The following is an 18,077-nucleotide window of genomic DNA, read 5'->3' on the forward strand; positions in this document are numbered from 1 at the left end:
GCGTGGTGATCAATCTTCCGACGAACCGCCCTTGAACAGGCGCGAAAGCATGAAGCCCGCGACAGCGGCGAGGCCAATCGCCAGGCCGGGGCTCTTGCGGACGAATTCCTTGGCGTCCTCGCCCAATTCGGCAAGCTCCTTGGATTCGATCTTCGCGGCGGTTTCCTGCATCGAACGCGCTGCGGTGCGGGCATAGTCGCCGTATTTCGCGCCAAGCTTTTCGTCGATGGTCGGCGCGCTGTCGGCCACCAGCTTGCCCAGGGTGCCGATCGCATCGCTGGCCTTGGCCTTGCCATCATGCGCCAGAACGGTCGCCCGCTCCTTTGCCTGACCGGCAAGATCCTTCGCCTCTTCCACCCAGTCGCCGCTGCGGGCGGCCAGCTGATCCTTGTATTCGCCGGCCCGGGCCTGCGCCTCTACCGTCAGGGCCTTGGCCCCGGCGCGGGCATCCTCGATCGCCTTGCTGAACTTTGCCTTGGCATCAGCGGCGGTGGTGGTTTCGGCTGCGGCAGCCGCGGCCTTGGGCTTGCGGGCGGCGGGCTTCTTGGCCGCAGGTGCCTTTTCGGTTGCAGTCGGGGTCTTCGCCATGGGTCATGCCCTCTTTTCTATGCCACGAAACGTGGGCCTTAAATCGATGTGGTGCCACAATAGACGGCGCGCAAGTGCCTGTCATGCCACAAAGCACGGTGTTTCCGTCCGTCATGCTGCATTGCAACTTGTCTGGCTGCCTTGCGCTGCTAAGGAACGCCGCAATTGACCCCGCAGGAGATGAACCCGCCATGACCGCGATCATTGATATTCACGCCCGCGAAATTCTCGACAGCCGTGGCAACCCCACTGTTGAAGTCGACGTGCTGCTGGAAGACGGCAGCTTTGGCCGCGCGGCGGTGCCGTCGGGCGCGTCGACGGGTGCGCACGAAGCGGTTGAACTGCGCGATGGCGACACGAGCCGCTACCTGGGAAAGGGCGTGCGCAAGGCCGTGGACGCGGTGAACGGCGAACTGCGCGAGGAACTGCTGGGCCTCGACGCTGAAGACCAGCGTGACATCGACCTGACGATGATCGCCATCGACGGGACCGACAACAAGGGACGCCTGGGCGCCAACGCGATCCTCGGCACTTCGCTGGCCGTGGCAAAGGCTGCGGCGGCCGCGCGCGGCCTGCCGCTCTATGCCTATGTTGGCGGGGTTTCGGCCCATGTGCTGCCGGTGCCGATGATGAACATCATCAACGGCGGCGAACATGCCGACAATCCGATCGATTTCCAGGAATTCATGATCATGCCGGTGGGCGCGCCCAGCCTGACGGAAGCGGTGCGCTGGGGCGCGGAAGTGTTCCACACCCTGAAGAAGGGCCTGCACGACAAGGGTCTGGCGACTGCGGTGGGCGATGAAGGCGGTTTCGCGCCGAACCTGTCGAGCACCCGGGCCGCGCTCGATTTCGTGATGGCATCGATCGAAAAGGCCGGCTTCAAGCCCGGCACCGAAATCGCCCTGGCGCTGGACTGCGCCGCGACGGAGTTCTTCAAGAACGGCAAGTACGAGATCAGCGGCGAAGGCCTGTCGCTCAGCCCGGTCGAAATGGCCGATTACCTGGCCGACCTGTGCGCCGGCTACCCGATCCGCTCGATCGAGGACGGGATGAGCGAGGATGACTTCGAGGGCTGGAAGGCGCTGACGGACAAGATCGGCGACAAGGTCCAGCTGGTGGGCGACGATCTGTTCGTGACCAATCCCAAGCGTCTGACGATGGGCATTGGCAAGGGACTGGCGAACTCGCTGCTGGTCAAGGTCAACCAGATCGGTTCGCTCTCTGAAACGCTGGACGCGGTTAGCATTGCCAACCGCAACGGCTATACCGCTGTCATGTCGCACCGTTCGGGCGAAACCGAGGACTCGACCATTGCCGATCTGGCGGTCGCCACCAACTGCGGCCAGATCAAGACCGGCAGCCTGGCCCGGTCCGACCGGTTGGCCAAGTACAACCAGCTGATCCGCATCGAGGAAGAGCTTGGCGATGCCGCCCACTATGCTGGCGAAGGTGCGTTTGGCCGCCTTTCGGCCTGATCGCGCCAAACTGGCCTGAACTAGCGGGGCGCGAGGGGATGACCTTCGCGCCCCGTTTCGTTTCAGATGGTGATCGTTTCGCGATGCAACTGAAGGAAATAGGTCGTCAGCCTGCGCAGCCCGTCTTCCGTCAGGTGCAGGAACACCCGGCGCGCGTCAGCCGGATCATTCTCGCGCCGGACAAGGCCGCGTGATTCCAGAATCACGATCCAGCGCAGCGCCGTGCTGGTCGGCACGGCCGCGCCGATGCAGGCGGCCGTAACCGACAGGCGCTTGCCTTCAACCTCGGCGATGAACAGGTCCAGCAACAAGTCCCACGCCGGTTCACCGAACAGGCCATCGTCACCCAGGATCTGGGCCCGCAGGCGGCGTCCGCGATAAATTGCGCGGGCCTGATCCGCCATTTGCATCAATTCATGGGATGAGACCGACGCTGCCGCATCTGCGAGTGCGACGTTCACATCATCGTCGGCAAACGCATACCCGCCCAGATCCTCGCGCTCGTTCGGGAACAGCGCGTTCTGGTCCAGATCTGCTTTCAGCGCGGATGCGATGGATTCCAGTTTATCGGCAATCGATCGCAATCGCAGCGCCTTGTTGTCACGCGCCACAGCTTCCCTTTCCGACCGGAATCGACCCTTCGACCCCAAAACATTGTGCGACCAAGGGTTAATATGGAACCGGTACGGCTACGTGTCTTTCCGCAAAACGTCGGAAATGAACCAAAGTGAAGCTGACTATACCATTTTGGATCAAGATTTTCTAGAGCTCCGCGGAGACTCCAGTGCCTGGATCGCGGCGTCGAGATGGGCGGCTGCAACAGTCGCGCCAAGCCGGTCCAGTTGGGACAGGCAGCAGACGAGGATAAATCTGACGAGTCTCACTTTTACCACTTCTGTCACTTAACGCCGTTAGCGCGTCACCCGGAAGAATGATTAACACGAAGTTACCCGTATTGACAGCGTTGTCAGCCCAATTTTCCGCCGTTTTCGCTCGTGCGCCATATCGGGACGCTCCGAGGCGGATTCATTGCTTCGCAATCCCGGTTTCACGGCAGTTGCCAGTCCTTCCGATCTGCTTTAACCGTTCGCTTAAATAATAACGGAAGAGGATCAGAATGGCGGATTTTCCGGCACATCCGGATGCCATTACGGCTGGCTGGCTGACCGAACGTCTGCGTGCCGCCGGACAGCTTGCCCAGGGTGAGGTCATCGCGCTGGCATGGCAGCCGATCGGCACGGGGCAAGTTGGCGACAGCGCCCGGATCAGCCTGACTTATGACCGGCCGGGTGCCGGACCAGCCACTATCGCGGGGAAGTTTCCCGCTGCGGATGCCATGAGTCGTCAGACGGCGGGGGCGTTCGGGCTCTATGCCAAGGAAGTGGGATTCTATCGCGAGATTGCACCACATCTTGGCGTGCGGGCACCGCAGGTGCTGGCCGCCGAAATAGCCTCAGACGGGGTCGATTTCATCCTGCTGTTCGAGGATCTGGGGCCGGCGCGCGGGGGGAACCAGCTGGCCAGCTGCTCGGCCGCGGATGCCCGCGCCGGGGTGAAGCAGGCCGCCGCGATCCACGCGCCCAGCTGGGACAACGCCGACCTGCTTGCCACGCCCTGGCTGCAGCCGAACCCGGCGCAAGTCGAGCAGATCAGGGCGCTTTATCCCAATGCTCAGGCGATCTTCCGCGAGCGCTATGCCGATACGCTGGAGCCTGAGTTCATGGCTGTCTGCGAGGCATTGAACGACGCAGGCGAGCTGTGGTTCGGGCGCGAGCCGCGCACGCGGTGCATCGTTCATGGCGATTTCCGGCTGGATAACATGCTGTTCGACATCAAGGGCGGGGCCGAGGAAATCGCGGTGCTCGACTGGCAGACCGTCGCCATCGGCAGCGGGCTGACCGATATCGGCTACTTCCTCGGCACCGGTATCGGCGACGCCCTTCGCCGGGCGCACGAGGGGGAGTTGCTGGACCTTTACTGCGCTGAAATGACGGCGCGCGGTGTGCCGCTGACGCGGGATGCGATCTGGGATGACTATGTGATTGGCGCGCTCCACGGGGTCTCCACCGCCGTGTTCAGTGCCGCCTATGTCGAGCGCACGGCGCGCGGGGACGAAAACTTCCTCTCCATGGCGCGCGGCGGTTGCGCGCTGGCGCTGCAACACGGCAGCATTGCCAAGCTGAAGGGATAAGACGCGATGACTTTGACCAAGGGCGACGATTATCCGCTGCACCAGACGCCCGAGCCGGTGGCCTACGCCGGCACGGACCGGAATTTCTATGACCGCTATTTCTTCAACGGGTATGCCCCGGACGGGTCCGGCTTCTTTGCCGTCGCGTTCGGGATCTATCCGCACCTGAACGTGGCGGACGCGCACTTTTCGGTGATCCGCGACGGGGTGCAGCACAACCTGCACGCGTCCAAGGAACTGGGCATGGAGCGGCTGGACCTGGTGGTTGGGGCGATCCGGATCGAGATCATCGAGCCGCTGAAAGTGCTGCGCGTGACGGTGGACGGGGAAGGGCTGAAGGCGGACCTGACCTTCACCGGCCGCGCGTTTCCAATTGAGGAGCCGCGCTTCATCCACCGGATCGGGCCGCGCACGTTCATGGATTACACCCGGATGACCCAGAACGGGCACTACACCGGCTGGATCGAAGTGGACGGCGTGCGACAGGATTGTGCGCCCGGCACCGCCGGAACGCGTGACCGCAGCTGGGGCGTGCGGCCCGTTGGTGCGCGCGATGAGCAGCCGCACGGCACCGGCGTGGTCCCCGGCTTTTTCTGGCAATGGACGCCGATCAACTTCGGGGATCGCAGCGTGTTCTTCCACGTCAATGCCGATGCCAAGGGCAACAAGTGGAACACCCGCGCCGTGATTGCGCCCGATGGCAGCACTGCCGACGGCTTGTTCGACACCGACGGCGAAATGGTTTCGCCGCTGGAGCCGGGCACCCGCTGGCCCAAGGACGGGATCCTGACCATCGACGGCCCAGATGGCCCCGAAACCCTGCGGCTGGAGCCGGTCGGCCGGTTCCAGATGCGCGGGATCGGCTATACCTCGCCCAAATGGGGGCATGGACTGCACCACGGCCCGCTGGATGTGGAACGCGAAGACTTCGGTCTGGCCCAGTGCAGCCCCGGCCAGATGGACAACTATCACGTCCAGCTGCCGTGCAAGGTCTATAGCGACAAGCACGGGGAAGGCTTTGGCGTGTTCGAGCAGCTGATCCTGGGGCCTTACAAGCCCTATGGCCTGAAGGAGTTCATGGATCTTGGCTAAGCACTGGAAACTGGCGCTGACCATCGTGGCAGGACTGGCGGTTGGCGCCGGGTCCGCCGCATGGAGCATGAAGCGCGGTGGGCTCAGCGGTGTGGGCGCAGGCGGCTGGTATGGCAATTCGGTGACGGGTTCGGTCGATGCCGATCCCTGGACCCGTGCGCGCGTGGCGCTGACCGGGCTGCTGGCGCTGAACAAGAGCCAGGCGATCTACTTCACCACCAACGTCGATGCGGCAGGCGCGCGGCTGCGCGAGGATTGCCGGTATCGTGTGGCGGGGGCGGCGCTGCCCGCGCGGTGGTGGTCGGTCACGGTCTATGCCGACGACGATTACCTGCCGCTCAACGATGACGACGCGCTGTCGTTTGACGCAACCGAAGTGAAGCCCGATGCAGCCGGCCAATGGACCGCGCTGGTCGCGCCGCAACGGGCGGGTGAGGGCGCGTGGGCCTCCAGCCGCAAGGCGGGTGATTACTCGTTGACGCTGCGGCTCTACCAGCCGGCCAAATCCGCGCAGGACGATTATGCATCGATCCCGATGCCCTCGGTCACGCGGATCGATTGTGGAGGTGCGGCATGAACGCGGGCCTGAAGTATGCGCTGGCCTTTGCGTTGGCGGCTGGTGCCGGGCATGTCGGCACGATTGTCGCGGCGCCCTTTGCCATCATGCACGTCGTGACCGGCAAGATGTCGCAGGACCGCACCGCGATAAACCGCTTCGTGTTTGGTGAACGGGTTACCCAGAATTCCCGCAACGTGGTCCGGCCATCGCCGGACCTGGCCTATTCCAGCTGCGTCTATGACCTGTCGGAAGGCCCGCTGCTGGTCACTGCGCCGCCGTCGCCAGACAATGGCTATGTCTCGCTATCGGTGTTCGACGCGCGGACGGACAACACCGCGGTGTTCGACAGCAGCCAGTTCCCGCAAGGCATCCGCTTCGTGCTGGCGCGCGAAGGCCAAGCCGTGGCGGGTGGCGACCCGGTCGTCCGCACAAGCCATGACACGGGCGTGATCCTTGACCGGCGTCTGGCGCCAACGGCGGAACGGTTCGCCGCGGTCGACAAGGCTCGCCGGATGAACAGCTGCGCGCCGCTTTAGGCTCCGCCTAGCCGCGCCAGCTGTTCTTCGCTGAGTTCGAGCGAGGCCGAGGCGCAGAGCTCGGTCACCTGGGCCGCGCTCGTCGCGCTGGCGATCGGCGCACTGATGCCGGGCTGGACCCGCAGCCACGCCAGCGCCACTTGCGCATGGGTTGCGCCGGTTTCGCGCACGATATCGTCCATGACAGCCAGCAGCGGCTGGCCAGTCTCGATCAGCTTGGCCATTTGCGCGCCGCGCACGGATTTGCCCATGTCGGCCGCAGTGCGATACTTGCCCGTCAGGAAGCCGGAGGCCAGCCCGAAGAACGGCAGCATCGGAATGCCCCGCGCTGTGCAGAGCTGTTGCAGGTCAGGCCCATAGGCCGTCCGCACCACCAGGTTGTATTCGTTTTGCAGCACGCTGAAGGGCATGGCCCCCTGTTGCTCCGCCGCATCGAGCGCGGCCGTCAGGCGGGCGGCTGAAAAGTTGGACGCGCCCAGCGCCCGCACCTTGCCAGTCTTCGCCGCCCCATCGAACGCGGCGACGATATCGGCCATCGCCAGTTCTTCGTAATCGCGGTGTGCGTAATAGAGGTCGACATAGTCGGTCTGGAGCCGTTCCAGCGAGGCGTCGAGCGAGGCCAGCACGCGGGCGGGCTGATACAGTTCGCTGCCCCCCAGCATCCCGGTCTTGGTGTGCAGCCGCATTTCGGCGCGCTTGCCGCTGGCGGCGAACCATTTGCCCAGCACCGTTTCACTCTCGCCACCCTTGTGGCCCGGCACCCACGCGGAATAGACGTCGGCGGTGTCGATCATCCGCCCGCCAGCCGCGTAGAACGCGTCGAGCACGGCAAAGCTGGCGTCCTCGTCCGCCGTCATGCCAAAGACGTTGCCGCCCAGAACCAGCGGAATGCCGGCGATTGCGGGGGCGGCTGCCGGGCTCAGGCTCATGCGAACTTTTCCCGCAGCTTGAGCAGGGCCAGCGCGGCGAGCGCCGCTTCCCCGCCCTTGTCCTTCTGCGCCGGATCTGCGCGGACGAGGGCCTGGGCTTCGTTTTCGACCGTCAGGATGCCGTTGCCGATGGCGAGGCCATCCATGGTCAGCGCCATGATCCCGCGCGCGCTTTCGCCCGCGACGATTTCGAAGTGATAGGTTTCCCCGCGGATCACCACGCCGATGGCGACATAACCGTCATAGATCTGCGCGGTGTCGGCCAGGTTGATTGCGCCGGGAATTTCCAGTGCACCGGGAACGGTGATGACATCCACTTCATGACCGGCCTTGGTCAGTGCGGCCTTGGCGCCCGCGACCAGCATGTCGTTGAGGTGGTCATAAAAGCGGGCTTCGACGATCAGGAACTTGGCCATGCGGAATTATCCTTCAAGGATGGGGCGTTCGCCCACGATGTTCAGGCCATAGCCTTCGATTGCGACGATGTTGCGGTGCGAATTGGTCAGCAGGATCATGTCGTGAATGCCCAGGTCCGCCAGGATCTGTGCGCCGATGCCATAGCTGCGCAAGTCCATCGTGGGGCCTTTCACGCCGCCGATCTCATCGGACAGCTGCTCGCCGCTCGACGGCATCAGCAGCACGATCACGCCGGAGCCTTCCTCGCCCACGGTCGCCATCGCGCGTTGCAGCACGCGCTTGCGCGGTCCCGGCTGACCGAGGACGTCCGAGAAGATCGACATCCCGTGCATACGCACCAGCGTCGGCTGGCCGGGTACGACATGACCCTTTTGCAGGACGATATGCGCGGACCCGTCGATCTTGTTGCGATAGGTCTTGGCCGTCCAGTCGCCGCCGTAGTCGGAGGTGAAGGGGGCTTCCGATACGCATTCGACCAGGTGGTCGTTGCGGCGGCGGTATTCGATCAGGTCGCGGATCGTACCCATTTTCAGGCCGTGGCGACGCGCGAACGGAATCAGATCGTCCATCCGGGCCATCGTGCCGTCGTCGTTCATGATCTCGCAGATCACGCCCGCCGGGTTGAGGCCAGCAAGGCGCGCAATGTCGACCGAGGCTTCGGTATGACCGGCGCGGACCAGTACGCCGCCATCGCGGGCGATCAGCGGAAAGACATGGCCGGGCGTGACGATGTCATCGCGGGTCTTGCCCGCATCGATGGCCACCGCGACGGTACGGGCGCGGTCACCGGCAGAAATGCCGGTGGTGACGCCTTCGCGCGCCTCGATTGAGACGGTGAAGGCGGTTTCGTGGCGTGTGCCGTTGTTGCGGCTCATCAGTTCCAGGCCCAGCTGGTCGGTCCGCGCCTTGGTCAGCGTCAGGCAGATCAGTCCGCGCCCGTGCGTGGCCATGAAGTTGACCGCATCGGGCGTGGCCATCTGCGCGGGGATCACCAGATCGCCCTCGTTCTCGCGGTCCTCGTCATCGACCAGGATGAACATCCGGCCATTGCGGGCTTCCTCGATGATGTCCTCGATCGGCACCAGCACGCGCTCGTCCTCGGCATCGGCGAGGAAGCGTTCCAGCTTGCGCAGGGTTTCCGCCGTGGGGTTCCAGTCCTCCTCGGTGCAGTCCCGCAAGGTATTGGCGTGAAGACCCGCAGCCCGCGCCAGTCCGGCGCGCGACATCCCCCCGTCATTCACGAGGCGGCGGACGCGATCAATGATGTTCGTGCTCATGATTCGCGAAGTATCACACTCCGATGTGATTTCCATAGCGGGAAATCACATCGGTGTGAAATTGCTGTGGATCAGTCGCCCTTGAACACCGGGCTGCGCTTTTCGAGGAAAGCACTGACGGCTTCTTCGTGGTCCTTGGTCGCGTGGGCCACGGCCTGCATCGCGGCGGACATTTCCAGCACGGTGGCCAGATCGCTGCGGCGGCCTTCCCACAGCAGGCGCTTGGTCATGCGCACGGCAAAGGGCGGATTGGCGGCGATTTTGGCGGCCAGCGCGCGGGCGGTTTCCATCAGCTGATCGTCGGGGACCACCCGCGAGACCAGCCCGCAGGCCAGCGCTTCGGCGGCGTCCAGCATGTCGCCCGTCAGCGACATTTCCGCCGCCTTGGAAAAGCCCACGACCCGCTGCAGCAGCCACGCGCCGCCATCGCCGGGGATGATCCCCAGCTTGACGAAGCTTTCGGCAAATTTCGCACTTTCGCCCGCGACGCGCAGGTCGCACATGCAGGCGAGGTCAAGCCCGGCGCCGATGGTTGGGCCGTTGACCGCAGCGATGACCGGCACTTCCAGCGCCGCGAAGGCGAGCGGAAGCAGCTGGATTCCGCGCTTGTAATTGCCGCGCGTTTTCGCCGGCAGGCCCGCATTCAGCCCTGCGCCGGGCTTCATCTTGTTGATGTTGCCGCCAGACGAGAACGCCTTGCCCGCGCCGGTCAGGATCGCCACGCGCGCGGTGGGATCGCCTTCCAGTCGGTGGAGCGCGTCCAGCAGCGCCTCGACCACGTCCTGATCGGAAATCGGATTGCGCATTTCCGGCTGGTTGAGCGTGATGGTGACAATGCCGTTGGCATCGGCGTCATACAGGACGGGGCTTTCCATTTGAGCGTTCTCCTGGGTCGGTTTGGCATCGCCATGCGGCGGAAGTACAGGCGCCATGCGGCGGGGTTGGGGCTTTGTCCAGCGTCAGGCGAGCATCCGCTCGATGAACCAGAAGCTGGAGACGATCCCGATGGCGTAAGTTGCGGCCAGTGTGGCGGGGCGCAATCCGCGCGGTGCGGCGCGGCGGATCAGCGCCAGCACTGCGAGCGTGGCCGCGATGATCACCAACTGGCCCAGCTCGACGCCCAGATTGAACGTCAGCAGCGCCAGCGGCACATCGGTTTCCGGCAGGCCGATCTCGCGCAGGGCACCGGCAAAGCCGAAGCCGTGCAGCAACCCGAACAGGAATGCGACGACCCACGGCAAGCGTTCCGATAGGCGCGGCGCGCCTTCGCGCTGCTTGGCAATCTCGACCGCGAGGAAGATCAGCGACAGGGCAATCGTCGCCTCGACCGGTTGCTGCGCCAGCCCGATCAGGCCCAAGCTGGTGCCGACCAGTGTGATCGAATGGGCGAGGGTGAAGGCGGTGGCAGCCTTCACGATCGGGCCCAGCCGGCCGAGCAGCAGCACCAGTGCCACGACGAACAGCAGGTGATCATACCCTTCAAGGATATGGATCACGCCGAGGTGCAGATAGGTCTGCGCCACCTGCCAGCGGTCCGGCACGGCCGTGACTTCGGCGGTCGGGCTGTCATAGGTCAGGCGATAGGCCTGCACCGGGCGGCCCAGCGGTGCAACGCGCAGCAGCGCGTCGGTCATGCTGGTTTCCATGCCCTTCAGGCCGATTACCTGCCCGTCGAGCGGGCGGGTGCAGGTGAAGGTGCCGGTGGCGATCACCGCCGCTCCGACCAGCCGGGTGTCGCCCGGTTCGAGAGAGCAGAAATCGGGCAGCAGCGGCTGGGCGCGGGTGGCGAGGCCGCCTAGCACCGGGGCCTTCCAGACCAGCTTCCACGTCGCCGCGTCCTGCTGGGTCAGTTCCAGATAGCCCGGGCGCAGGTCATCCGCCGCCGCCGGAGCAGCGGGCAGCAGCAGCGCCAGCAAGGCCAGCAGGCAGGCGCGCAGCAAGGTCATGGACGTTCGATCACCACATCGTAGCCTTCGAGCAGCTTCACGTAGGCTTCGCCCACCGCCTTTTGCGTTGCGGCGCTGCGCCAGTCGTTCTCCACCTTTTGGCGGACATCGGCCAGGCGGGGGGCGGGCGGGGGATCGCGCCGGTCGATCCGCACGAGGTGCAATCCGGCACCAGAGGCCACCGGCCCGCTCCACTGGCCGACCGGCAACTTGCCCAGCGCGGCCACGAAGTCATCGCCCAGCACGGCGCTGACGTCGCTGGCGGGAGTGCGGCTGAACGTGGCCGGGATCGGCGCGGGCTGGCGATAGGCATCCGCAGCCCCGCCACCTTGCAACGCCCCGAGTGCCTGAGCCGCTGCCGCGCGGGACGCCGGGGTGTCGCTGCCCAGATAGACCTGGGTGAAATCGAGCAGCGGTTCGGCGGCATAGCGTGCCGGATCGGCGTCAATCAGCGCCTGCAACTGCGCGTCGGTCGGTGTCGCGGCCTCGGCCTCGCTGGCGGCGAGTGCGACCATCTTGTTGCGCAGGCGGCGAATGATCACCTCGTCGTCCTGGTCCAGCCCCAGCCGCAGCGCTTCGCGGTAATAGACCTGGTCCATCACGTAATCGCGGATCAGGCCGTCGATCTCGTCGGCCGTGGGGGCGCGGCGAAAGCTTTGCATCCAGCGCTCGACCAGCCGGTTGGCGACCGCTTCGCTGACCACGATCCGGCGCTCGCCCGGGTCGGGTGGGCGTCCGGACAGGACGGCAAACACCAGCGCGCCCGCCAGCATGAAGTGCACCAGAGGCTCGCGCAGCAGCGTGGCTGCGCGGGATCGCAAGGTCATCGGCAGGGTCCTCAGGCCGTCGGCGTATACCAGATGGCCGAGCTGTAGGCGCGTTCCTGCTGCTTCACCCGCACATCCGGGTTCAGCTTCACCTTGAAGCGCACGGCGTCATAGGCCGGCCAGCTGGGCGTCGGGATCTCCAGCACGCGCACGTAATAGAACGCGCGCTGCTTGGGATCGAATTCCGGATCTGTCCAGACGGTTGCCAGTGTCGGTGCGCCGATGGTGTTCTGGTAGGTAGCGGTCGCCACGTTCACCGTATCGCCCACGGCCGGGACCTTGCCGCCCGCAGCCTTGCGCTTGCCGCCCATGTCGCTCCACACGACGTCGAAGACTTTTTCCTGCGCCTTGCCCGCCTTGTCGACCCAGCCCTTGACCACTTGCACCCGGTCAAGGTTGGCCCCCAGCGGGTCCTTCAGCGCCGAGACGATGAATGTGGGGCGCGCGCCCGGCTTGCCCGCCAGTTCGCCGCCCATGGGCACGCCGCGCTTGTAGCCGGCGCGAACCCAGTCGCCCTTCAGGTCGTCGGCCTTGAAATCCCAGCCGCCAAAGAAGCGCACGGTCATGCGCGGGCCGGTGGTGGCATAGACCTCGCGCCGGGCCATGGCATCCCAGATCGCGGCGCGGGTGTTGGCCTTGGCCCAGACGGCGGCATAACCGCCGGCCAGATAGTGCCAGCCGAACCGGCCCTTGCCGGTGCCCAGGTTCTGCGCCTCGTTCGCACGCAGCGCATTCGGTTCGTTGCCGGTATGCTTGCCGAAGAAGTTGTCCTCGTCGGCGGTGGCAAGGCCCGTATGGCTGTCGGTCGAACCGATCACGCCGAACTTGTAGGGGTTGGCACCGGTCTGCGCCTCGATCAGCAGGCCGCGCTTCAGCGCTTCGCGGACATACTCGCCCGCGAACATTTCGTTTTTCTTGGGCTCCTGCATCAGCAGGTTGTTGAGTTCCCACCCGGCCACGCCGAACCCGGCGAATTCATCGTTGGAAGACAGGAACGGATGGGCCTCGCTGTCACCCTTGATCTGGGTGATTTCGACCACCGGCTCCAGCCGCGCGCGCCGCCGGGCGTATTCAGCGGTCATCGGCCCGCCGCCGGGCGCGGTCAGTTCGAACATCAACCCGTTGGACAAGTTGGAATTGTGCGGAATGGCCAGCACCTTGCCCCCGGTGCTCTTTTCATAGGCCTCCATATAGGCCCAGATCTCGTCCGGGGTGTTCTTGTAGGTCGGGTCAATCGGGGCGACCTTGCCGACCTTGTCGATCCCATCGCGGAAAATGACGTTGCGGTGCAGGTTGTTGCCGCCCTGCATCAGCGTGTATTCGAACCCGGCAAAGGCGGTGAACTTGCCCGGTTCGTTATAGCGCTCGACCGTCTTGAGGTGATCCTTCCAGATCGACTGCGTGCGCTCTGCCGCGGCGTCGGCGTCGGTCAGTGCTTGCGGCAGGTCGTTGCGGCCGCGCGCGTCAAGCAGTTCGGCCATGGCCTGTTGCGATCCGGCCGGCCCTTCGTGCATCAGGTCGTACCAGCGCTTCATCCGTTCGTCGCGGATCAGCAGGCGCGGGGCATCATAGAGCGCCTTGGTTGCGCCCATCGCCTCGGCATGGTCGGCAATCACCAGGAAGTCGAGCGGGCGGGCCAGCTTGGCCTTCATGCCCGTGGTCGCGGTCACTTCCTCGCCCCGGGCAAAGCGCAGCGCTTCTTCCGGCCCAAGCCGCACGCCAAAGCCGAAGGCATCGACCGAATTGGATGTGTGAAGGTGCGTGTCGCCCCAGAACACACGCTCCGGAAACTCCGTTTCCTCGACTGCAACTTCGCTACCACCAGTGACCTGCTTGATCTGGTCGCAACCGGCGGTCAGCATGGTGCCCGCCAACAAGGCAGCCGCCAACGCGATCTTGTGCCGCATCCCGTTCCCCTCCATCACTTTGCCATCGACCCTTGAACGGGTTGTTTTCTGCAATGCGTTACAATGCCATGCGGGAAGCTGGCGTCAACCTGCGGTTTCCATGCCGTGATAAAGCTGATTGCGCTGGGCCGATTCCCCTGCCAATCGACCGGGCATGACTGTAACGCGCGTCCTTCCGCTCACCGGTATCCACAACTTCCGCGATTACGGGCTCTACCCGGTCGCGGGCGGCGGACGGGTGCGCCCCGGCTTGCTGTGGCGCTCTGCCCAGCATGGCGATGCCACCGATGCGGACCTGTCCGTGGTCAGGGATCTGGGGATCGGCACGGTGGTGGACCTGCGCGGCAACAGCGAGCGCGATGCCAAGCCCTGTCGCCGCTACCCCGGCTTTGCCGCCGAAGTGCTGTTCCACGATGGCGAGACGGCGGGGCTGCACGTGCAGGCCGCCGCCAGCAATCCATCCGCCGCCGAAGCCCGCGCCGCGATGCAGCGCCTGTATGAAGGGATCGCCTTCCGCCCCACGCTGGTGCCGATGATCCAGCGCTATTTCGCGGCCTTGCAGGATCGGGATGGGGCGAGCCTGGTCCACTGCGTCGCGGGCAAGGATCGCACCGGGTTTGCCGTGGCGCTGCTGCACCACGTGCTGGGCGTGCACCCGGACGACATCATGGCCGATTACCTGCTGACCAACGTTGCGGGCAACATCGACCAGCGGATTGCCACCGGGGCAGAGCAGATCCGCGCGAAATATGGCGCGATCGATGAGGACACGATCCGCACGCTGATGGGGGTGGAGCCGGAATACCTCGAAGCCGCGTTCGCCGCGATCCGCGACGCGCACGGCACCATGGACGCCTATTTGGCCGACGTGATCGGCCTGGATGACGCCGCGCAGGACAAGCTGCGCGCGCGGTTCATCGCGTAAGGATCCTTACAGGAACGCGCGGATTTCCGCCATGAACCGGTCAAACTGGTCATGGTGCAGCCAGTGGCCCGCGTTCTCGAACTCGATCACGCGCGGGTTGTTGGTAAAGGTCTGCAACCGGCCATCGCGCTCCGGGTTGGAAGCCCAGCTGTCCGCGCCATAGAGCAGCAGCATCGGGCAGGTAATCGCCCGCCACAGCTCGTCCGTGCGCTCTTGCGGCACATCCTCGAACGGCCAGTTGTTGAGGTAGGGGTCGAACTTCCAGCTGAAGGTGCCGTCCTCGTTCCGGCTGGCGCCGTGGATCGTCAGGTGGCGGGCCTGTTCATCGGTAAGGAACGCGTTTTCCTCTTTCATGCGGGCATAGGCCGCCTCGATGCTGGGATACTTGCGCGGCACGCGGCCAGCCGCCTTGCGGCGGTTTTCGATCCATTCGCGGAACCGGTTGGCATAGCCTTCCGCCTCGCGCTCGGCCCGGCGGGCGGGGGAGGGGCCAAGCCCTTCGATGTTGACGAACTTGCGGACCTTTTCCGGATACAGCCCGACGAACCGGGTGGAGATGTTGCCACCCAGCGAATGCGCGACGATCGTTACCTGATCGTGGCCCAGTGTGTGGACCAGCTGCGCGAAGTCATAGACGAACGCGGGCATTTCATAGTTGCCGTCCGGCGCCCAGGCACTGTCGCCATGGCCGCGCAGGTCTGGCGCGATCACGTGCCAGTCTTTCGCCAGCTCCTGCGCCACCCAGTCCCAGCTGCGGCAATGGTCGCGTCCACCGTGCTGCAGGATCAGCGGCGGGGCATCGGGGTTGCCCCAATCGACGTAGTGGAGCCGCAGGCGCTGCGAAATGAAGCTGTTCGATGTGGGTCCGTGTGCTTGCATGACATGGCTTTGCTACCATCGAGGCCCCTCGTCAACTTGTGGGCAACCCCGGCCAAACCGTTTGCAACTGCGGCCCCGCGTTCCTAGATGCCCCGGCAGTTTCTGGCAGGATATGGCAATGACCACGCATACCACGCGCATGTTGATCATCGGTTCGGGCCCGGCGGGCCTTTCGGCAGCGATCTATGGCGCGCGCGCCGGGATGCGGCCGATCGTGGTGCAGGGGCTTCAGCCCGGCGGTCAGCTGACCATCACCACCGACGTGGAAAACTATCCCGGTTTCCGCGACGTGATCCAGGGCCCGTGGCTGATGCAGGAAATGCAGGCCCAGGCCGAACATGTCGGCACGCGGATGCTGTGGGACACCATCACCGAGGTCGATTTCAGCGGCCCGCCGTTCCGCGCCATCGGGGATTCGGGCGATATCTATGAGGGCGAAACGCTGGTGATTGCCACCGGCGCGCAGGCCCGCTGGCTGGGCGCGCCGGGCGAACAGGAACTGTCGGGCAAGGGCGTTTCGGCCTGCGCCACGTGTGACGGGTTCTTCTATCGCGGCAAGAAGGTCGTCGTGATCGGCGGTGGCAACACCGCGGTCGAGGAAGCGCTCTACCTCACCAACCATTCGCAGGACGTGACCCTGATCCATCGCCGCGATTCGCTGCGCGCGGAAAAGATCCTGCAGGACCGTCTGCTGGCGCATCCCAACATCAAGGTGCTGTGGAACAAGGCGGTCGAACGCTTTGTCGGCGAAGGCACCGGCCTGACCGGCGTGGAACTGAAGGACACCGTTACCGGCGAAACGATGATCGAGCCGACCGACGGTGCGTTCGTCGCAATTGGCCACGCCCCCGCGACCGAGCTGTTCAAGGGCAAGCTGGAACTCGACGCGGGCGGCTATATTGTCGTCCAGCCCGGCACCCCCAAGACGGCGATCCCCGGCGTGTTCGCGTGCGGGGACGTGATGGACCACACCTATCGCCAGGCCGTGACGGCCGCCGGCACCGGCTGCATGGCGGCGCTGGATGCGGAACGGTTCCTCGCCGAGCGGGAATTCCTCGCCGCGCGCTAGGCGCGCAGGGCTGCCAGCAACTGCCCCTGCAGCCAGATCCGGGCCTGAGGCTCCACAAAGCTGTGGGTCGCATCCGGGCACGTGCGCAGGCGCGGGTCGGTCTTGTCCCAGTTGGCGCGGAAGGCTTGCGCGGTGCGGTCGCGCTCTGCCAGCAGGATCGTGACCGGGCCGGGAAACGCGGCCATTCCCTCCGCCATCTCCCGGGCGAGTGAGGTGGGGGCGGCATCGGCCTTCGCGGCCTGCGCCAGACTGCCCGCCAGTTGCCCGACCGCGACCTTGCCGGTCAGCAGCCGCCACACGGCGCGCGGGTCGGTCAGTCGCTTCAGGTAGTGGCGGCGCAGCACCGAAGGCGGCATCGGCGTGGGCTCGGGCGTGCTTGGCGCATCCTCGGTGGCTGGCGTTTCCGGCTCGAACGTCCAGGGGTTGGCCAGCACCAGCGCATCCGCGCCTCCGCCGCCCGCCAGCATCAGCGCGCTCGCCCCGTCGCAATTGCCGAAGGCCACCACCCGCTTCAGCGTCGGCACGTGAGACCGAAACGCCCGAAGCGCGGCCGCGATGTCATCGGCGCTGCCGGCAAACCCGGTGTTCTGCCCCTCGCTGTCCCCCACGCCGCGCCGGTCGAACCGCAGCACGGGAAAGCCCGCCGCCGCGATCCGCTCGGCCAGCAGGGCCTGGCTTTGCCAGGGGCCAGAGCGCACCTCGTTGCCACCGCTGACGATCAGCAACCCGGTCGTCGCCGGGGCCAGATCGACTGTCCCGGCCAGCATAGTGCCCTTGCAGCTGAAGGTGAAATGCCGCCGGGTCATGCGTTCAAACTCATCGCAATCACGGCGGCGAGCGCATCGGCTTGCCCCGCATCCTCATCCGGCTCGGCCCGCAGCCACAGCGGGCTGCCGCCCAGCAGGTCCTGATCGATCACTTGCACATTGCTGCGCGGAGTGGGGGCGAGTGCGGACAATTCGCGCACCATCGCGGCGGATAGCGGATAGCCGGCCAGTTCGATCCCGCGTTCGTTGGCCTCTGCCAGCAGCGCCTCAGCGGTTTCCTCGCGCCCCGCTTCGCGCGCGGCGATTACGCGGGCGCGCAGCAGCGTGCGCAGCAGGCTGGCGCCCTTGACCGCACCATAATGCCAGCCGGGCAAGTCCTCGGGCCACAGCAGCCCGCCGCCACGAATGGCCAGCACATGGGTTGCGCCGAACGCGCTGGCAGCGGCCGCGGTGGCGCTGTGCCAGTCTGACGGTGCGACGCTGGCCAGATCGACTGTGCTTTCGTTGGTGCCGGGCAGGTCGGGCAGGAAGCAATCGAACCCCGCGCCGTCCAGCCGCCGCATCACTTCCACGCTGAACCGGCGCATCCGGTTGCCCTCGTCCAGCAGCGCGGGGATCAGCAGGATCCGCCGCATCCGACCGGAATCGAATGCAAGCGCGTATTCGGTGGAACTGCCGCAATGCGGCAGC

At 65.5% G+C, this 18,077-nt stretch carries 19 protein-coding genes; 7 read left to right on the forward strand and 12 right to left on the reverse strand.

The features are described from left to right. Positions 1–9: 9 nt before the first annotated feature. Positions 10–588 (reverse strand): hypothetical protein, encoded by a 579-nt coding sequence (locus IE113_RS06945; RefSeq protein WP_189539864.1) that lies wholly within the window; start codon positions 586–588, stop codon positions 10–12. Positions 589–779: 191 nt separating this feature from the next. Here IE113_RS06945 and eno point away from each other — a divergent pair, with 191 nt between their 5' ends. After that, the gene (gene eno, locus IE113_RS06950) at positions 780–2,066 is read left to right on the forward strand and encodes a phosphopyruvate hydratase (protein WP_189539866.1); all 1,287 of its coding nucleotides are present in this window, start codon (positions 780–782) and stop codon (positions 2,064–2,066) included. 62 nt (positions 2,067–2,128) lie between these two features. On the opposite strand, the gene IE113_RS06955 is transcribed toward eno, so the two are convergent. Then, positions 2,129–2,677 (reverse strand): helix-turn-helix domain-containing protein, encoded by a 549-nt coding sequence (locus IE113_RS06955; protein ID WP_189539868.1) that lies wholly within the window; start codon positions 2,675–2,677, stop codon positions 2,129–2,131. A gap of 506 nt (positions 2,678–3,183) precedes the next feature. Here IE113_RS06955 and IE113_RS06960 point away from each other — a divergent pair. From IE113_RS06960 to IE113_RS06975, 4 genes are read left to right on the forward strand one after another with little or no spacing between them, the layout of a single operon-like run. After that, positions 3,184–4,257: a phosphotransferase family protein gene (locus IE113_RS06960; RefSeq protein WP_189539870.1), complete on the forward strand. Its 1,074-nt coding sequence runs from the start codon at positions 3,184–3,186 to the stop codon at positions 4,255–4,257. Positions 4,258–4,263: 6 nt separating this feature from the next. Then, on the forward strand, positions 4,264–5,349 hold the full coding sequence (locus tag IE113_RS06965; RefSeq protein ID WP_189539872.1) for an Rv3169 family protein: 1,086 nt from the start codon (positions 4,264–4,266) through the stop codon (positions 5,347–5,349). Further along, complete coding sequence (locus IE113_RS06970) at positions 5,342–5,926, forward strand: DUF1214 domain-containing protein (protein ID WP_229822180.1); 585 nt, start codon at positions 5,342–5,344, stop codon at positions 5,924–5,926. Before IE113_RS06965 ends, IE113_RS06970 begins: the two co-directional genes overlap by 8 nt. After that, the gene (locus tag IE113_RS06975) at positions 5,923–6,444 is read left to right on the forward strand and encodes a DUF1254 domain-containing protein (RefSeq protein WP_189539874.1); all 522 of its coding nucleotides are present in this window, start codon (positions 5,923–5,925) and stop codon (positions 6,442–6,444) included. Before IE113_RS06970 ends, IE113_RS06975 begins: the two co-directional genes overlap by 4 nt. Here IE113_RS06975 and IE113_RS06980 read toward each other — a convergent pair. From IE113_RS06980 to IE113_RS07010, 7 genes are all read right to left on the reverse strand, one after another. Continuing rightward, positions 6,441–7,373, reverse strand: a complete 933-nt coding sequence (locus IE113_RS06980) for an aldo/keto reductase (protein ID WP_189539876.1) — start codon at positions 7,371–7,373, stop codon at positions 6,441–6,443. The two genes, IE113_RS06975 and IE113_RS06980, sit on opposite strands and share 4 nt — an antisense overlap. Continuing rightward, positions 7,370–7,789 (reverse strand): 6,7-dimethyl-8-ribityllumazine synthase, encoded by a 420-nt coding sequence (gene ribH / locus IE113_RS06985; protein ID WP_189539879.1) that lies wholly within the window; start codon positions 7,787–7,789, stop codon positions 7,370–7,372. Before ribH ends, IE113_RS06980 begins: the two co-directional genes overlap by 4 nt. Positions 7,790–7,795: 6 nt before the next feature. Further along, complete coding sequence (ribB, locus tag IE113_RS06990) at positions 7,796–9,067, reverse strand: 3,4-dihydroxy-2-butanone-4-phosphate synthase (RefSeq protein WP_189539881.1); 1,272 nt, start codon at positions 9,065–9,067, stop codon at positions 7,796–7,798. Between the two features lie 71 nt (positions 9,068–9,138). Continuing rightward, the gene (locus tag IE113_RS06995; RefSeq protein ID WP_189539883.1) at positions 9,139–9,942 is read right to left on the reverse strand and encodes a crotonase/enoyl-CoA hydratase family protein; all 804 of its coding nucleotides are present in this window, start codon (positions 9,940–9,942) and stop codon (positions 9,139–9,141) included. A gap of 84 nt (positions 9,943–10,026) precedes the next feature. Continuing rightward, positions 10,027–11,013, reverse strand: coding sequence for a HupE/UreJ family protein (locus IE113_RS07000; protein ID WP_229822182.1), 987 nt, complete (start codon positions 11,011–11,013; stop codon positions 10,027–10,029). Beyond that, positions 11,010–11,840, reverse strand: coding sequence for a peptidylprolyl isomerase (locus tag IE113_RS07005; protein WP_189539884.1), 831 nt, complete (start codon positions 11,838–11,840; stop codon positions 11,010–11,012). The genes IE113_RS07000 and IE113_RS07005 overlap by 4 nt, the downstream gene beginning before the upstream one ends. Before the next feature lie 11 nt (positions 11,841–11,851). Next, positions 11,852–13,747: a DUF3604 domain-containing protein gene (locus IE113_RS07010; protein ID WP_189539886.1), complete on the reverse strand. Its 1,896-nt coding sequence runs from the start codon at positions 13,745–13,747 to the stop codon at positions 11,852–11,854. 154 nt (positions 13,748–13,901) lie between these two features. Here IE113_RS07010 and IE113_RS07015 point away from each other — a divergent pair, with 154 nt between their 5' ends. Further along, a complete protein-coding gene (locus IE113_RS07015; protein WP_189539888.1) occupies positions 13,902–14,672 on the forward strand; it encodes a tyrosine-protein phosphatase in 771 nt (256 codons plus the stop codon). Between the two features lie 6 nt (positions 14,673–14,678). Here the strand turns inward: IE113_RS07015 and IE113_RS07020 are convergent, their stop codons facing one another. Beyond that, positions 14,679–15,551: an alpha/beta fold hydrolase gene (locus tag IE113_RS07020; RefSeq protein WP_189539890.1), complete on the reverse strand. Its 873-nt coding sequence runs from the start codon at positions 15,549–15,551 to the stop codon at positions 14,679–14,681. 118 nt (positions 15,552–15,669) lie between these two features. On the opposite strand from IE113_RS07020, the gene trxB reads away from it, so the two are divergent. After that, the gene (trxB, locus tag IE113_RS07025; RefSeq protein ID WP_189539892.1) at positions 15,670–16,620 is read left to right on the forward strand and encodes a thioredoxin-disulfide reductase; all 951 of its coding nucleotides are present in this window, start codon (positions 15,670–15,672) and stop codon (positions 16,618–16,620) included. Here the strand turns inward: trxB and IE113_RS07030 are convergent. Both IE113_RS07030 and IE113_RS07035 read right to left on the reverse strand, forming a co-directional pair. After that, positions 16,617–17,426 (reverse strand): hydrolase 1, exosortase A system-associated, encoded by an 810-nt coding sequence (locus IE113_RS07030; protein WP_189539894.1) that lies wholly within the window; start codon positions 17,424–17,426, stop codon positions 16,617–16,619. The genes trxB and IE113_RS07030 overlap by 4 nt on opposite strands. Beyond that, complete coding sequence (locus tag IE113_RS07035) at positions 17,423–18,022, reverse strand: hypothetical protein (RefSeq protein WP_308430044.1); 600 nt, start codon at positions 18,020–18,022, stop codon at positions 17,423–17,425. The genes IE113_RS07030 and IE113_RS07035 overlap by 4 nt, the downstream gene beginning before the upstream one ends. Positions 18,023–18,077 lie beyond the last annotated feature (55 nt).

The sequence above is a fragment of the Novosphingobium arvoryzae genome (genome assembly GCF_014652615.1).
Lineage (GTDB): Bacteria > Pseudomonadota > Alphaproteobacteria > Sphingomonadales > Sphingomonadaceae > Novosphingobium > Novosphingobium arvoryzae.

Bases quoted from the DNA above. Each gene is read 5' to 3' on its own strand.
- IE113_RS06945 (WP_189539864.1), bottom strand. From the start codon at position 588: ATGGCGAAGACCCCGACTGCAACCGAAAAGGCACCTGCGGCCAAGAAG.
- eno (WP_189539866.1), top strand. From the start codon at position 780: ATGACCGCGATCATTGATATTCACGCCCGCGAAATTCTCGACAGCCGT.
- IE113_RS06960 (WP_189539870.1), top strand. From the start codon at position 3,184: ATGGCGGATTTTCCGGCACATCCGGATGCCATTACGGCTGGCTGGCTG.
- IE113_RS06965 (WP_189539872.1), top strand. From the start codon at position 4,264: ATGACTTTGACCAAGGGCGACGATTATCCGCTGCACCAGACGCCCGAG.
- IE113_RS06975 (WP_189539874.1), top strand. From the start codon at position 5,923: ATGAACGCGGGCCTGAAGTATGCGCTGGCCTTTGCGTTGGCGGCTGGT.
- IE113_RS06980 (WP_189539876.1), bottom strand. From the start codon at position 7,373: ATGAGCCTGAGCCCGGCAGCCGCCCCCGCAATCGCCGGCATTCCGCTG.
- ribH (WP_189539879.1), bottom strand. From the start codon at position 7,789: ATGGCCAAGTTCCTGATCGTCGAAGCCCGCTTTTATGACCACCTCAAC.
- ribB (WP_189539881.1), bottom strand. From the start codon at position 9,067: ATGAGCACGAACATCATTGATCGCGTCCGCCGCCTCGTGAATGACGGG.
- IE113_RS06995 (WP_189539883.1), bottom strand. From the start codon at position 9,942: ATGGAAAGCCCCGTCCTGTATGACGCCGATGCCAACGGCATTGTCACC.
- IE113_RS07000 (WP_229822182.1), bottom strand. From the start codon at position 11,013: ATGACCTTGCTGCGCGCCTGCCTGCTGGCCTTGCTGGCGCTGCTGCTG.
- IE113_RS07005 (WP_189539884.1), bottom strand. From the start codon at position 11,840: ATGACCTTGCGATCCCGCGCAGCCACGCTGCTGCGCGAGCCTCTGGTG.
- IE113_RS07010 (WP_189539886.1), bottom strand. From the start codon at position 13,747: ATGCGGCACAAGATCGCGTTGGCGGCTGCCTTGTTGGCGGGCACCATG.
- IE113_RS07015 (WP_189539888.1), top strand. From the start codon at position 13,902: ATGACTGTAACGCGCGTCCTTCCGCTCACCGGTATCCACAACTTCCGC.
- IE113_RS07020 (WP_189539890.1), bottom strand. From the start codon at position 15,551: ATGCAAGCACACGGACCCACATCGAACAGCTTCATTTCGCAGCGCCTG.
- trxB (WP_189539892.1), top strand. From the start codon at position 15,670: ATGACCACGCATACCACGCGCATGTTGATCATCGGTTCGGGCCCGGCG.
- IE113_RS07030 (WP_189539894.1), bottom strand. From the start codon at position 17,426: ATGACCCGGCGGCATTTCACCTTCAGCTGCAAGGGCACTATGCTGGCC.
- IE113_RS07035 (WP_308430044.1), bottom strand. From the start codon at position 18,022: ATGCGGCGGATCCTGCTGATCCCCGCGCTGCTGGACGAGGGCAACCGG.